Genomic DNA, 14,237 nt, shown 5'->3' on the forward strand with positions numbered 1-14,237 from the left:
CTTGGTAATTTACTTTCATACAATCGTCCTTTTGCTAGAAGTGCTATTGTAGCATATTTTTGGAGAAGTGGTATTAGAATTAAAGAATTGAAGAAAGCGACCTCACGGATGTATCCGGGGGCTGCTTATGGGATACTATATTTTTTATTTATGCACGGATGAATCCGGGGGCTTGTACCGCCCTCGGATGTCGCAAGCTTCCTTCAAACCCGCCGTCTCCCGCTGAAACAAAAATAAAACTTATTGAATAAAACCCTCCACTTTGCAGTTAGTTGAATATCTGCTTTTTAGTGTTGGGTTTTATTTTACCGCAAAGGGTATATTCTAGGATTGCAGAGCAAGTTTGCAGTTGGAATATTGGTGGGCTTTTAACAAATCAACACAACTACAAACTTATTTATCCCCTTGCTGATTACATTTTTACAGCGGGGCTAGTCGAAGGTTTAGGCGACTTAATTTCCTGGGAAACTGCACGGGCGCGGTAGAGTTTAGCAACGACTTGCTCACACTTGGACAAATCCGATTCTATCTCTGTCAAAATTGCAGTTGATACGGGATCTGTGAACTTCACCCGCAGGTTATTGATATCGACAACACCAGTTTGCAAATCACCGAGAGTGCTCCGCAGTAAGAACGTTTCATCGGTTCCTTGCATCGAAGCTTTTAATTTAGCGTATTTGTCAGCAATTTGGGCAGGAATTGAGGGTTTTTCACCAAAATCGTTGAGGCGTTTTTCGAGAGCGAGGATGTGATTCTGTTTGTTTTGAATCATTTCTCTCAAGAGCGATCGCAAATCGCTATCTTGGGTTTTTTCGGCATAATGTTCAAAGGCTTCACAAGCATAGCGTTCCCCTGCGAGGGCGGTATTCAAACCTTTAACAATGTCGCCTTTTGTAGAACCTCCCCAACCATTAGCTAATTTCCACCATTCTGCATTTGTGTCAGTTTCTTCTGGCAAACCGACTGCTTTTCCGCCGTAACCCAGGCGAGCCAGAATTGCGGTGGTAAATATTGCTAAATCTCCAGGTTGGCGGGAAGTGATCAAGTTGCCATCAACTACTAAAGCTTCGTTAATGTAGTTAGCTCCGGCATTAATCATGTCTGTTTTAATTGCCAAGAAACCAGTCGCATTTTTACCTTTCAGCAAGTCGGCTTCAATCAAAAGTTGCGGGCCGTGGCAAACAGCAGCGACTATTTTGCCTTGCTCAAATGCTTCTCGTACAAAACGTACTGTATTGGGATTAGTCCGCATCATATCGGGAGCCATACCGCCGGGAATGACTACTGCATCGAATTCGGCGGGTACTGCTTCAGTGGTAGTTCCGTCAGCTTGCTGAGCAACTTTTCCTTGTTTCCCTGCATACTTTTCGTTTGTCCGCGAACCGAGGACAACTACTTCAAAATTTGCTTGTTTTAAGGCGTTGTAAGGAACTAGAAATTCCGAATCTTCTACTCCATTTTCGATGAGTATGGCAACTCGTTTGGTGTTGGTGCCGTTATCTGTTGTCATAATCAACTTTCCTCAGACTATCTTTTCATCTAATACTAATTCATTTATGACGTTTTTAGCGTCTTGCTAAAGTGATAAATTAGTGAGTTTTAAAAGATATCAGCGTGAGCCTTGAGAGGTATTTTACAGTAATTGTCTCAATGCACGTAAGAGGCTCCATTAATGTCGATCGTAGTCCCGGTAGCGTGTGCAGCTAAACCCGACGCTAAAAACGCGATCACATGGGCCACATCTTGAGGAGGAGCGATTTTGCCGATCGGGATATCGCGAATAATATCAGCTTCACCGAACTCCTGAATAAACTGATTAGACATTTCTGTACTGACAAATCCCGGTGCAACCGTAAAAGCCAAAATATTATCAGCCGCAAACCCTCTAGCAATGCTGCGAGTTAAAGCAACAATAGCACCTTTAGAAGCGGCGTAATGCAGATAATTCGGGTCATCTCCCCGAAAAGCAGCGCGACTTGCTATATTAATAATTGTACCGACTCGGCGAGTTTGAAAGTGCAGAATAGATTCCCGGCACAAATCGGCAACGGCAACTAAATTTACTTGTAGAGTTTGCTGCCAAGCTGACGACCAAATATCGAATTTGTCCTCGATACCCGCTGACTGTATAATCCCCGCATTATTAACTAAAATATCAATATGACCGCGCCATTTTAAAGCATCTCGCCACAAAGTCGAGGCCGCGTTTTCCACCCTCAAATCTGCTGCCAATAAATAACAGCGATCGCGCGCAACACTTGCTGCTATCGCTTCAGCTTCTTTCTGACTGCGAAAGTAATGCAAAATTACCTCAGCCCCAGCATTAACCAGAGTCCGTACCGTCACTGCACCAATCCCTTTCGAGCCACCAGTTACTAAAATTACCTTTCCTGTTAAATCAATCATTTCTCTTTCTCGGTGGCCTCTGCGCCCTCTGCGGTTAATAAAAAAAATAAATCCCCTTTACACCAAAAATATAATTGCTATATGATACAGCACATTCCATCTAATGTATATGGCATTGCCTCATGCTGATAGATATCTGCAACACACATTTCCAAAAACTTCCAAATCCTTTCCCCTGTTGGTTTCTATTGGAAATATAGCCACTGCTTACAGCACTATAGCTTCTTTGTCCTTAAACTCGATAGCTAAAGTGGATTGGGGAGTAGAGGTCGAATTAAATCCATAATTCGGTCAGAATTAAAATTATTGATATAATCAGTTAGTGCCTTGGACAAACCTGCTTTAGATGCGGGAATTTCTACAATTAATTCATTCATAACTTCGGTATCGAGATAGTAAGCGGCTTGATACATTTGTTCTAACCACTGAGGGGACATCACGGATATATCTTCTACAGAAACAGTTTCAATTAATAGTTTTTGTGGAGTTTTTTCTAGGACTTCGTAGATATATTGCACTCCCAAATATTTAGCGAGTTTGTCAAAAATTTCTCTCTGCTGAAATGGCTTGGTGATAAAGTCGTTACAGCCAGCCATGAGAACGTTCTCTCGCTCTTCTTCAAAGGCACTGGCAGTTAAAGCAATAAGGACAGTTTCTTGGTTGTTAGGGCGTTCTCTAATATATTTAGTAGCTGTGTAGCCGTCCATGATGGGCATTCGCAGATCCATGAAAATCAGGTGGGGCAACCAACTCTCCCACAGTGAGATTGCCTCAACTCCCTGTGTTGCTTCTCTCACCTCAAAGCCAATGGAAGTAAGGATATCGACTAACAAGCGGCGATTTTCTGCTAAATCTTCAACGACAAGAATGCGGTAAGTCGGTTGTCCGGGAGCTAAACTAATTACTCTTTGATTAATTGATTTTGGGGGTAAGGATTCTGCTTGAGGTAACTGTACACCAATCTCAAAGGAAAAAGTGGTACCTCGGTTCAAAGTGCTTTTAACGCGAATTTGACCGCCCATGAGTTTGACGAGTTTTTGACTGATCGCTAAACCAAGCCCAGTGCCTTGACTCAAATTATTCCCAGCTTCGGCTTGCACGAAAACCTTAAACAATTTATCAATTTCTGTTGGCGAAATTCCCACACCTGTATCCTCGATTTCAAAACATAGGTGACAGGAGGTTTTATCTCTTTGTCCTGCTCTTACCCGTAGCGTGACGCTTCCTTGGTTGGTAAACTTAATCGCATTCCCGAGCAGATTGACCAAGACTTGATAAAGTTTTTTCTCGTCGCTATGCACAAATTGAGGAATGTCGGGACCTAGCTGGAAAATTAGTTGCAATTCTTTAGATTGAACTTTAACTTGGAACATTTCTTCAATAGAAGCTAGCAAATTTATCAAATCAAAGTCAGAAAGATTGAGTGTCATCCGTCCGCTCTCTATTTTTGATAAATCTAAAATATCGTTAATCAAGTCCAATAAATGTCTACCGCTACGATTGACAATCTGTAAACGTTCTTGGAGAGAAGGAGTCAGATTTCTCTCATAGCTCATCAATTGGGTGAATCCCAAAATAGAGTTGAGCGGGGTGCGGAGTTCGTGGCTCATGTTGGCGAGGAAGACTGTCTTGGCTTGGTTTGCTTCAGTTGCCTGGTGAGATTCCAACTCAGCTTGTTTGCGATCGCTAATGTCAATTAAATATCCCAAAATTTCTACTGGTGTACCTGAATTATCTCGAATTAGCCTAAGCTGACCGAGCATCCAGCGATAAACCCCATCGGAGCGACGAAAACGGTATTCGTGGAAGTAAAAATCATTAACGAATAGATTTGCTAAGCCATTCAGCACTCGTTCTACATCATCGGGGTATAAGTGATTCACCCAAAATTTAGAATCTTCTAAAAACTCGCTGGTTTCGTAGCCCAATATATCTTTGATATTTTCGCTGATGAACGTTGCTCCATAATCGCCAGCAGGTTTACTGCTAAAAATGACCACGGGGCTGTAATTTAGAAGAAAGTTGAGACGATTTGTGGTAGCTTGTAAGGCTTGCTCAGCCAGTTTTAGCTCTGTTGCGTCCTCCTGAACGGCAACATATACAGTTCCGTATTCAGGATGATCAAACCTGGATGTATGAACTCTGCACCAAAAGAGAGTTCCATCTTTCTTTCTATTGTGGACTTCATATTTCGCTTCGCCGGTCTGTTCAATTTGAGTGACGATATCTAGAACGGTTATATCTGGTGTAAAATTTGTATCGACATAATTCAAGACACCAAGGGCTTGACCTGCGAGTTCGTCCTCTGTGTAGCCAAACATAGCGTCAAAGGTAGGATTGGTGTAGACGAGCATGAGGTCTGAGGCTTTGATTAAACACACTCCTCCTGCCATGTTATTCATGATAACGCTTTGAAGCTCTAGCGTCTTTTGAGCTTCTTTTCGAGCGGTAATGTCTTGGATCTGAGCAATAAAATGCAGTGAATTTCCCTGTCCATCTTGTACTAGCGAGCCATCAAGAAGAATCCAAATTATATGTCCTTGTTTATGGAAATACCGTTTTTCCAGTTGGTAAGTTGAAATTGTTCCTGCTAATAGTTGATTTGCATAACTAAGATCCGCGTCTAAATCATCAGGATGGGTAATGTCTTGGAAAGTTAACGCTAACAACTCTTCTGAGGAGTAGCCAAGAATCTGACATAAGGCAGGATTGACTTTAACCCAGTGCCCATCAAGTGAAACGATCGCCATCCCGATAGAGGCATCTTCAAACGCATGGCGAAACTGCTCTTCACTGTTTCGTAAAGCCATTTCAATTTGTTTGCGATCGCTAATATCGCGCATAATAACAGTAAATACCGTTTCGTCTCCCATTTCCAGCTTAGAAATAGAGGCTTCAGCCGAAAACTGCGTTCCATCTTGACGACGACCCAAAATCTCGCCTCGTTCTCCCATCCTTCGCGCTCTGGTAGAAGACTGTGCAAATTGTTTGATATGCTGCGGATGTGCATCTCTAAACTGTTCTGGCAGCAGTAAATTCAGTGGCTTCCCTAAAATATCCTTAATTTTATAGCCAAACATCTTTTCGGCCCCTTGATTAAACAGGGTAATGCGTTGAGTGCGATCGACTGAAATAATTGCATCATTGGCGATTTCTAGAATTCCCGCAAAACGAGCCTGCGATTTTTGTAAAGCATCTGTTCTTTCAGCGACAAGAATTTCTAAAGTTTCGTTAAGTTTTTTAATTTCTTTTTCCGCTTTTTGGCGCCTGTAATCTATCTGGTTTAAAGAGCGAGCCGTCCCCAAGATCAGAATTGAGAACGTGACAACCATAACAGTTGAACGCAATGTATAGCCAAAATTAACGTTATACCAGCCTAAATTTTGTCCCTGAAGAGTCAACCAGTTCAGTGTCACTGGAAAGATTGTCCCCCAAGGCAGCAACCACCGAACCATTACTCCCCCCACCAGAGGACTGTTTACTACTTGCATTAATCCTTGTTTGGGGCGGAGCCATAAAATTCCTCCATAGAGGATGAAAAAGGTGGCGATCGTGTTTACGGGTTGAGTCGTCGTAATTGTGGCCAAACGTTCAAGAATATCGACATGGAATAGGTGTGCAAATAAAGCTAGTAAAGAAATTAAAGTTGCAACACTACTAAAAATCTGAGCAAACCAAGTATAGCGTTGGGAGTTTTGCCCTAAGAGTAACAGTGCTAGTCCCATCAGCACAAAATTTAGGGCGGTATTTAGTCCCATTCTTCCCGGATAAGGAGTCGCTGAAGACACGAAATCTGGGAAAAGCCACTCATCAATACCCAGTTTCCAACCAAAAATATACTGGATCAGCGTCAGCATACCGAGGATGATTATGAATCCTGCCATCCATTGAGCGATGCAATTGTGCAGTCGGGTTCTTTGGTACTGCAACAATCTCAAAGACACTCCAGCCAGCAAAAAGCAAATTGCCGTGTTTGCTTTCATGGTCGAAGTCATACCGGGAAAACCGCTTTTGAGTAGCGAGATGTCAAATTGCCAACCAAGCAGCACGAGACACCCGATCGCAATGACGAGTAGACTTGCCATGTGAGAAATCCGCTTGCTCATAAATCGGCTGCTTGGGTTGAAATACTCTTCTTCTGATGTTAGGCGAAGCGAAGAAGGGCAACCACGGGGGGACTGCCCCTAACCGAACTATTCAGATTTTGTATGGTGGCGCCCCCTTGCCAGCCCAATATCTCCGGGATCGTAGAACTTCTTTCTGCGTAAAGTCACCTTTATAACCTAATAATTCAACTATACTATTTGTGCATATGTTTATATTCCTCTAGCAGGAAACTAGGGAAATGAGTATGATTGTCCATAGAACTAGCGATAGGGTTAGCGATCGAGCCACAAACTACCGAGGCAATATTTTAATTGTTGACGATCTGCCTGATAACCTGCGTCTGCTAAGGGATACTTTGAGGGAAGAGGGTTATAAAGTTCGCAGTGCTATAACAGGGGCAATGGCGCTCAGAGCCGCCCAATCGCCATCGACGGAGTTAATATTACTAGACATTAAATTGCCTGATATTGATGGTTATGAAGTTTGCCGAAAATTAAAATCTGACGAGCGCACTGCCGACATTCCCATAATTTTTTTGAGTGCGCTAAGTGAAACCTTTAATAAGGTACAAGGGCTTGCTGCTGGAGGGGTAGATTATATTGCTAAGCCATTTCAAGTCGAAGAAGTATTAGCTCGTGTCGAAACCCACCTAACGATCCGAAGGCTGCAACAAAGACTGCAAGAGCAGAATTTATGTCTGTTGACCGAAATTGAAGAACGGCAACGTCTCGAAGAGTCTCTCTTTGCCGAAAAGGAATTGGCTCAAGTGACACTGCAATCCATTGGCGATGCGGTCATTACTACTGATGCCCAAGGTAGGGTGAGATATTTCAATCCTATAGCTGAGCGACTGACAGGCTGGAAAACTCATGAGGTTCAAGGAGTTCCTTTCTCTACAGTCTTCCTAATTGTCGATCAAGTAACGCGACAGCCAGTAGAGAATCCTATAAACAAGGCTCTATTAGAGGAGCGAATTGTGACCTTAGCTAACAATACTATTCTAATTGCCGATGATGGAACCGAGTATCCCATTGCTGACTCGGCAGCACCGATTCGAGACCGCCAAGGTCAAATTATCGGGGCAGTAATCGTCTTTCATGATGTTACTGAATCGCGCTATCTCACCCGTCAGCTCTCTTGGGAAGCCAGTCACGATTCCCTAACGGGGTTGATCAACCGTCGAAGATTTGAGCAGCACCTAATTGAGGCGATCGCCTCTAGTAAAGATAGCAATCACCAGCACGCTCTCTGTTATTTAGATTTAGATCAGTTCAAAGTCGTTAACGATACCGTAGGTCATATTGCTGGCGATGAGCTACTGCGCCAAATCACCGGACTTATTCAACAGGGAATCCGTGCTAATGATATGCTGGCTCGCTTGGGAGGTGATGAATTTGGTATTTTGCTCACTCAATGTTCGCTCTCTCAAGCAACCCAGATTGCGGAAAACCTCAAAGACCTAGTGCATCACTTTCGGTTTATTTGGAATGGCAAAACATTTATCATCGGAGTCAGCATTGGAGTTGTTGCTATTGACCAAACAAGCCAAGATTTGAGGGAGCTTCTGGGAGCGGCTGATGCAGCTTGTTATGCTGCCAAAGCCAGAGGCCGCAACTGTGTTCATATTTATAGTCTAGATGATAGCGAACTAATTAAACAACGTGGTGAAAGGCAGTTGATTTCCCAAATCAGCCGAGCGCTGGAAACCAATCGTTTTTGTCTCTACTACCAAAAGATTGTCTCTATTACCTCTAAACCATTAGTAGAGCATTATGAAATTTTGATTAGAATGCTAGACGAAAATGGAACAATAGTATCTCCAAATCTGTTTATTCCCGCTGCCGAGCGTTACGGCTTGATAACTGATATCGATTGTTGGGTTGTCGAAACTTTTTTCTCGAACTATCACAAGTTGCCGGAGAAAGATGTTCTTAGTCAAGGCTTGTATACGATCAATCTTTCTGGGGCTAGCATTAGTAACAATCAGTTTATGAGGTTTTTAATCGAACAATTTTCTCGCTACCAAGTCCCGCCACACACCATTGGTTTTGAAATCACGGAAACCGCAGCTATCGCGAACTTTGAGCAAGCCAGATATTTCATGAGCGAACTCAAAAAAATTGGGTGTTGCTTTGCTTTAGATGATTTTGGCAGTGGGTTGAGTTCCTTTGCGTATCTGATAAATTTACCAGTTGATTATCTAAAAATTGATGGTGCTTTTGTCAAGAATATTAGTCAGAATTTGATTTCTCAAGCGCTGGTTGAAGGCTTTAATCGTATTGCCCATGCGATGAATCTTGAAACTATAGCTGAGTTTGTCGAAGACGAGACTATTTTAGAAAAATTGCGGGAGATAGGAGTAGATTATGCTCAGGGTTATGGGGTCGCCCGCCCCGTACCTATTAATTTTAATCGCTAGCGAGCGCCCTCAGCCAGCGAACCCATTGCCTCACGCCTGCGTCCTGTCTGGAGGCCTCCAAGAGTCGATCGCCCGCTGCTACAAGGCTGGCTCAATTTGCTGTGTCACATTGAGATCGAATGTGCTGTAATTGTAAAGGATTGAGTGTTCTACTGGAAATAAACCGGAAAATTTGCCATGAAAGCAGTTGCGTTCGATCGCTACGGTTCAGCCGAGGAATTGCAGTACCGAGAATTGGAAAAGCCGATCGCCAAATCCAACGAATTGTTAGTGCGAGTTCGCGCTAGCAGCGTCAATCCCGTAGACTGGAAAATCCGGCAAGGACACCTGCAACTATTAACAGGATTTAGCTTTCCTCGAATTGTCGGTTCTGATATATCGGGAGTTGTGGTGGAAGTCGGCCGGGAAGTCACCACATTTCAACCCGGAGATGAAGTTTATACTTTCTTAAATCCCATCAGTGGAGGTGCTTGCGCCGAATACGCGGTCGTGGCAGAATCGGATGCGGCAATTAAACCGAAAAACATCACTCATGCAGAAGCAGCAGCAGTACCGATCGCAGGTTTAACTGCTTTGCAATCGCTCAGGGATTTGGGTCAAATCCAAGCCGGAAATAAAGTATTGATTAACGGCGCTTCCGGCGGAGTCGGCACTTTTGCCGTGCAAGTTGCGAAAGCAATGAATGCGGAAGTAACGGGAGTTTGCAGTGCTAAAAATAGAGAATTGGTCAAGAGTTTGGGAGCCGATTTTGTCCTGGATTACGCAGAAATTGACTTTACTCAACAGACCGATAAATATGATATAATTTTGGATGCTGTCGGGACAAGAACATTTGCTGAATGCGAAAAAGTGCTGCAACCAGAGGGAGTTTATATCTCGACTTTGCCGAGTTTAGACAACCTCGCACCGATGTTAACAAGCTGGTTTTTATCTGGTAAAAAAGCTAAATTAATTGTCGCCAATGCCAACACCAGCGATTTAGGGGCTTTGCGGGAGTTAATAGAATCCGATAAAGTTGAGCCGATTGTCGATCGCACTTACAGCTTAGCAGAAGTAGCAGCAGCCCACGCTTACAGCGAAACGGGCCGCGCGATCGGCAAAATTGCGATCGTCATTGAATAATGAAGGCACGACACGGATTTTGACACCGCTACACGGATTAATTATCGATCATTCCTTCTACTGCTGATGTCAGAATAAAGAATGAAGAAGGAAGTCGGAGCAATTATGAAATAACTATTCTCAATTTCCAATTTCCAATTAATTACCACTTTCCAATTACCCCTTTCCTCTTCCCAATACCCCTTACCAATTACCCATTCCCTATGACTGCTCCCTCAAACTTGGAGACATCCGAACAAGGTTCAGAGAACACCCTCGAAGCAATTAGCTCCGAAAACAGCATTGCACCAATCGCCGGCGGTGCGATGGGTTCTCGCAACTTAGAAAACGAATTTCTCGACGAACTTCCCGACGAAGTTGAAATGTCTTTATTCGATCATTTAGAAGAATTGCGACAGCGACTTTTCTACTCGCTAATTGCAGTAGTAATCGCTGTAATCGGTTGCTTTTTCACAGTTAAACCAATCGTGCAACTGCTAGAAGTACCGGCCGGCCCCGTCAAGTTTCTGCAACTAGCTCCCGGCGAGTATTTCTTTGTTTCTATCGAAGTAGCCGGATACAGCGGTTTGCTCATCGCCAGTCCGTTTATTTTTTACCAGATAGCGCTGTTTGTTCTCCCCGGCTTGACTCGCAAAGAACGCAGGTTGCTGGGGCCGGTGTTTTTAGGTTCGAGTTTCCTATTTTTGGGCGGTTTAGTATTTGCTTACATCGCTCTGATTCCGGCGGCGCTGAATTTCTTTGTTACCTATGGGGCAGATGTTGTAGAGCAGTTGTGGTCGATCGACAAATACTTTAAATTTGTGCTGCTGTTAATGTTCAGCACCGGCTTAGCTTTTCAAATCCCGATTCTCCAAGTATTGCTCGGTGTTTTGGGCATAGTTTCTTCCAACCAAATGCTCTCCGGCTGGCGTTATGTAGTCTTGGGAGCGGCAGTTTTGGGAGCGGTTTTAACGCCTTCTACTGACCCTTTAACGCAAAGTCTTTTAGGAGGTGCGGTGCTGAGCTTGTATTTTGGCGGGGTTGGTTTGGTGAAGCTTTTAGGACGCTAAAAACTTCACAGAAAGATCGATCGACTTGCCGACAAAAAAATATAGAGACGCGATCGCCCGCGCCTCTATAATCACTAAAAGTTAAAATTCCACACCAAAGTTTTGTCAAAACTTTGACTACATTCGGAACTGTTCTACTTCGGGAGTGTAGCCGATCGGCAAAATGTAATCCAGATTCTCGTGGGGACGAGCAATTATGTGATACGATAGCAACTTTCCGCCATCGACCTTTTTAACTGATTCAATTCCAGCAGCAACGGCTGCTTGCACTTCAGAAACATCTCCTCGCACTATAATTGTCCAGTAGGCGCGGGTTATTTTCTCATAGCGAACTAAAGTAACACGGGCTGCTTTCACCATTGAGTCCGCAACTTCTACTGCAGCGGGAAATCCTAAGACTTCAACCATTCCCAGTGCAACACCCATTACAACATTCTCCTAAATTTCACAAGATATCTGACACTCATTGTATGTGAAATTGTTGACAGAAATTGCTTCGGATGATTTTGGTAAGCTAGAAGTCCGATCGCCCAAAATTTAAAAAGCCCCTAAAAAGCCCCAGAAACTGTTGCGGTATTTAAATCCCACAGTTGGGGGCGCGCAGCAAAGCCCGCCACACAAGACTTTGAATCAAAACAACTGTGCAAATTAGATGCGCCACAGCTTAGTTTCTCACCAGCAGCAAGTCGTATGACAAGCTCGCCGATCGATTTTCGGGACTTTGGGCTCAACTAATCCAGCCGCGGCGCGACACAAAACTTTAGGGAACTCCCCCAGATCCCGGCTGTGGAGTCAATCTAAAATCTAAAATCTAAAATCTAAAATCGACTGACTGATTCAAAACTCGTCTAGCAACCACTCCGAGGCTCTTTCACCCAAATCTAGAGGAACGCTGACAGCTTTGCCCAAACGGGGGCGATCGCGAGTAGTCACGATATATTCTCTCACCTGTTCTGTGCTCCCCCAGCCGTTGAGGTAATTGGCCACCGCATCCAAATGCTCGAAATAATCAGCCTCCGTCATCGGAAAAGATGCCTGTTCTAAATATTTCCACATAACTTGCACAAAAATCTTGCCCCGTGTTCGCCGCAATCTGATATCGTAAGACTTTCCCCATTTTTCTAGCAGTAGCTGGTGTAAATCCTGGCCCGTCATGGTTGCTCCTGAGTTAATCCATTAAACAATAAAAGACAAAGTTCAAAAAATGTAATAATACTCTAATAAAGGCTGGAAGGCGCATTCTTAAAAGGAATTTTCGCGGCCTAAAATTTGTGCGAGCAGATTAACGGCAATTATCCTCCTTCCTCTGCACGTACAGGTTCGCTAACAGCTAACAAACAAACGTAACTTAAAACCGTAAAGGCAGGTCATGGCTCAATCTTCTGCTGGAAATCCCGATGTCCCCGATATGGGGCGTCGCCAATTTATGAATTTGCTGACGTTCGGTACAGTCACAGGTGTTGCACTGGGCGCACTCTATCCCGTTGTCCAATATTTTGTTCCTCCGTCGAGTGGGGCAGTTGGGGGCGGAGTGACAGCTAAAGATGCTTTGGGTAACGACATCATCGTTAGCGAATATTTGGCTTCGCACCCTGCGGGCGATCGCAGCTTAGCCCAAGGTCTCAAAGGCGACCCCACCTATGTTGTGGTGAAAGAAGACCAATCTATAGCCGACTACGGCATCAATGCAGTCTGCACTCACTTGGGTTGCGTCGTGCCTTGGAATGTTAGCGAAAACAAGTTTATCTGTCCTTGCCACGGTTCTCAATACAATAATGAGGGCAAGGTGGTGCGCGGCCCCGCGCCTTTGTCTCTGGCCCTGGCCCACGCCACTGTCGCAGATGACAAGATTGCTTTTACAACTTGGACAGAAACAGATTTCCGCACCGGCGAAGCACCTTGGTGGTCTTAAACTATTTTGGATTTTAGATTTGAGATTTTAGATAGGGGGTGAATGGTGAAAACCACAGATAATTGCATCCCTAAAGCAGTCTAATAATCCAAAGTCCAAAATCCAAAATCCAAAATCCAAAATCCAAAATCCAAAATTGTCTGACCTTTGAGATTGAATACTCTAATGCCACAAACTAATTTATCTGCGATATTTCGCCGCAGTGCCAGGACGATCGCGAAAACAGCCTTAATTGCGATCGCAGCCGCAGGATTTTTCCTCACCAGCGACATCGCACTTCCCCAAGCAGCTTTTGCTTACCCTTTCTGGGCTCAGCAAACAGCACCCGCTACTCCCCGCGAAGCCACAGGTCGCATTGTTTGCGCTAACTGTCACCTCGGTGCAAAACCGACTGAAGTTGAAGTACCGCAATCTGTTTTGCCTGACACAGTGTTTGAAGCTATTGTCAAGATTCCCTACGATACTAGCGTGCAGCAAGTTGTCGGCGACGGCAGCAAAGGTGGCTTGAATGTGGGTGCAGTTGTGATGTTGCCCGAAGGTTTCAAGATTGCTCCCGCTGACAGAATTCCCGAAGAAATGAAGGAAAAAGTCGGTGATCTTTACTTCCAACCTTACAGCGAAACCCAAGAAAATATTGTTTTAGTGGGCCCAGTACCGGGAGAACAGTATAAAGAATTGGTATTCCCAGTTTTGTCCCCGAATCCGGCAACTGACAAGTCCGTTCACTACGGCAAATACCAAATTTATGTTGGTGGCAACCGCGGTCGCGGTCAGGTTTATCCTACTGGCGAAAAAAGCAATAATACTGTTTACAATGCTTCGGTAGCTGGCAGCATTTCTAAGATTGCTCAACCGGAAGCTGGCGGTTATGAAGTGACAATTCAACCTGCTGAAGGTGCAGCCGTTGTTGATACGATTCCCGCAGGCCCAAAACTGATTGTTACTGAAGGACAAACAGTTGCAGCAGGCGAACTTTTGACAAACAATCCTAATGTGGGCGGCTTCGGTCAAAAAGACGTGGAGATTGTGCTGCAAAGTGCCGATCGAGTTAAAGGATTGATGGCTTTCGTGGCTATAACCATGCTGGCTCAAATCATGCTGGTTCTCAAGAAGAAACAGGTCGAAAAAGTTCAAGCTGCTGAAATGAATTTCTAAACGCGGCTGTAATTAGTTGGGTAAGGTGTTCTATGCACACCCAACTATTAGGTAAGTAGGGCGGGGA

Annotated in this window: 10 protein-coding genes; 5 read left to right on the plus strand and 5 right to left on the minus strand. The window is 44.2% G+C overall.

Translation table 11 applies throughout. The features are described from left to right. Positions 1 to 412: 412 nt before the first annotated feature. The 3 genes from QUA10_RS23520 to QUA10_RS23530 form a co-directional block, all read right to left on the minus strand. Positions 413 to 1,510 (minus strand): DJ-1/PfpI/YhbO family deglycase/protease, encoded by a 1,098-nt coding sequence (locus QUA10_RS23520; protein ID WP_333085050.1) that lies wholly within the window; start codon positions 1,508 to 1,510, stop codon positions 413 to 415. Positions 1,511 to 1,647: 137 nt separating this feature from the next. Continuing rightward, on the minus strand, positions 1,648 to 2,406 hold the full coding sequence (locus QUA10_RS23525; protein WP_333085051.1) for an SDR family NAD(P)-dependent oxidoreductase: 759 nt from the start codon (positions 2,404 to 2,406) through the stop codon (positions 1,648 to 1,650). A gap of 245 nt (positions 2,407 to 2,651) precedes the next feature. Next, positions 2,652 to 6,512, minus strand: coding sequence for a PAS domain S-box protein (locus QUA10_RS23530; protein ID WP_333086385.1), 3,861 nt, complete (start codon positions 6,510 to 6,512; stop codon positions 2,652 to 2,654). Positions 6,513 to 6,757: 245 nt separating this feature from the next. On the opposite strand from QUA10_RS23530, the gene QUA10_RS23535 reads away from it, so the two are divergent. The 3 genes from QUA10_RS23535 to tatC all read left to right on the plus strand — a co-directional run bounded on the left by QUA10_RS23535 (position 6,758) and on the right by tatC (position 11,103). After that, entirely contained in the window at positions 6,758 to 8,932 is a 2,175-nt protein-coding gene (locus QUA10_RS23535; protein WP_333085053.1) for an EAL domain-containing protein, read from the plus strand. 177 nt (positions 8,933 to 9,109) lie between these two features. Further along, complete coding sequence (locus QUA10_RS23540) at positions 9,110 to 10,054, plus strand: NAD(P)-dependent alcohol dehydrogenase (RefSeq protein WP_333085054.1); 945 nt, start codon at positions 9,110 to 9,112, stop codon at positions 10,052 to 10,054. A 203-nt stretch (positions 10,055 to 10,257) separates the two neighbouring features. Beyond that, on the plus strand, positions 10,258 to 11,103 hold the full coding sequence (tatC, locus tag QUA10_RS23545; RefSeq protein ID WP_333085055.1) for a twin-arginine translocase subunit TatC: 846 nt from the start codon (positions 10,258 to 10,260) through the stop codon (positions 11,101 to 11,103). Between the two features lie 117 nt (positions 11,104 to 11,220). Here the strand turns inward: tatC and QUA10_RS23550 are convergent, their stop codons facing one another. Both QUA10_RS23550 and QUA10_RS23555 read right to left on the minus strand, forming a co-directional pair. After that, complete coding sequence (locus QUA10_RS23550; protein ID WP_333044070.1) at positions 11,221 to 11,529, minus strand: carbon dioxide-concentrating mechanism protein CcmK; 309 nt, start codon at positions 11,527 to 11,529, stop codon at positions 11,221 to 11,223. 411 nt (positions 11,530 to 11,940) lie between these two features. Further along, a complete protein-coding gene (locus tag QUA10_RS23555; protein ID WP_333036983.1) occupies positions 11,941 to 12,258 on the minus strand; it encodes a DUF3067 family protein in 318 nt (105 codons plus the stop codon). A 214-nt stretch (positions 12,259 to 12,472) separates the two neighbouring features. Here QUA10_RS23555 and petC point away from each other — a divergent pair, with 214 nt between their 5' ends. Next, the gene (petC, locus tag QUA10_RS23560) at positions 12,473 to 13,015 is read left to right on the plus strand and encodes a cytochrome b6-f complex iron-sulfur subunit (RefSeq protein ID WP_242717315.1); all 543 of its coding nucleotides are present in this window, start codon (positions 12,473 to 12,475) and stop codon (positions 13,013 to 13,015) included. Positions 13,016 to 13,180: 165 nt separating this feature from the next. Then, entirely contained in the window at positions 13,181 to 14,170 is a 990-nt protein-coding gene (gene petA, locus QUA10_RS23565) for a cytochrome f (RefSeq protein WP_333085056.1), read from the plus strand. Positions 14,171 to 14,237: the final 67 nt, after the last annotated feature.

Origin of the sequence: Microcoleus sp. Pol8_D6, assembly GCF_036700965.1 — a bacterium.
In the GTDB taxonomy this organism is placed as follows: Bacteria; Cyanobacteriota; Cyanobacteriia; order Cyanobacteriales; family Microcoleaceae; genus Microcoleus.

Excerpts from the sequence above, each read along its gene's own strand:
- QUA10_RS23555 (WP_333036983.1), bottom strand. The coding sequence starts at position 12,258 with ATGACGGGCCAGGATTTACACCAGCTACTGCTAGAAAAATGGGGAAAG.
- QUA10_RS23535 (WP_333085053.1), top strand. The coding sequence starts at position 6,758 with ATGATTGTCCATAGAACTAGCGATAGGGTTAGCGATCGAGCCACAAAC.
- QUA10_RS23525 (WP_333085051.1), bottom strand. The coding sequence starts at position 2,406 with ATGATTGATTTAACAGGAAAGGTAATTTTAGTAACTGGTGGCTCGAAA.
- QUA10_RS23530 (WP_333086385.1), bottom strand. The coding sequence starts at position 6,512 with ATGAGCAAGCGGATTTCTCACATGGCAAGTCTACTCGTCATTGCGATC.
- QUA10_RS23520 (WP_333085050.1), bottom strand. The coding sequence starts at position 1,510 with ATGACAACAGATAACGGCACCAACACCAAACGAGTTGCCATACTCATC.
- petA (WP_333085056.1), top strand. The coding sequence starts at position 13,181 with ATGCCACAAACTAATTTATCTGCGATATTTCGCCGCAGTGCCAGGACG.
- tatC (WP_333085055.1), top strand. The coding sequence starts at position 10,258 with ATGACTGCTCCCTCAAACTTGGAGACATCCGAACAAGGTTCAGAGAAC.
- petC (WP_242717315.1), top strand. The coding sequence starts at position 12,473 with ATGGCTCAATCTTCTGCTGGAAATCCCGATGTCCCCGATATGGGGCGT.
- QUA10_RS23550 (WP_333044070.1), bottom strand. The coding sequence starts at position 11,529 with ATGGGTGTTGCACTGGGAATGGTTGAAGTCTTAGGATTTCCCGCTGCA.
- QUA10_RS23540 (WP_333085054.1), top strand. The coding sequence starts at position 9,110 with ATGAAAGCAGTTGCGTTCGATCGCTACGGTTCAGCCGAGGAATTGCAG.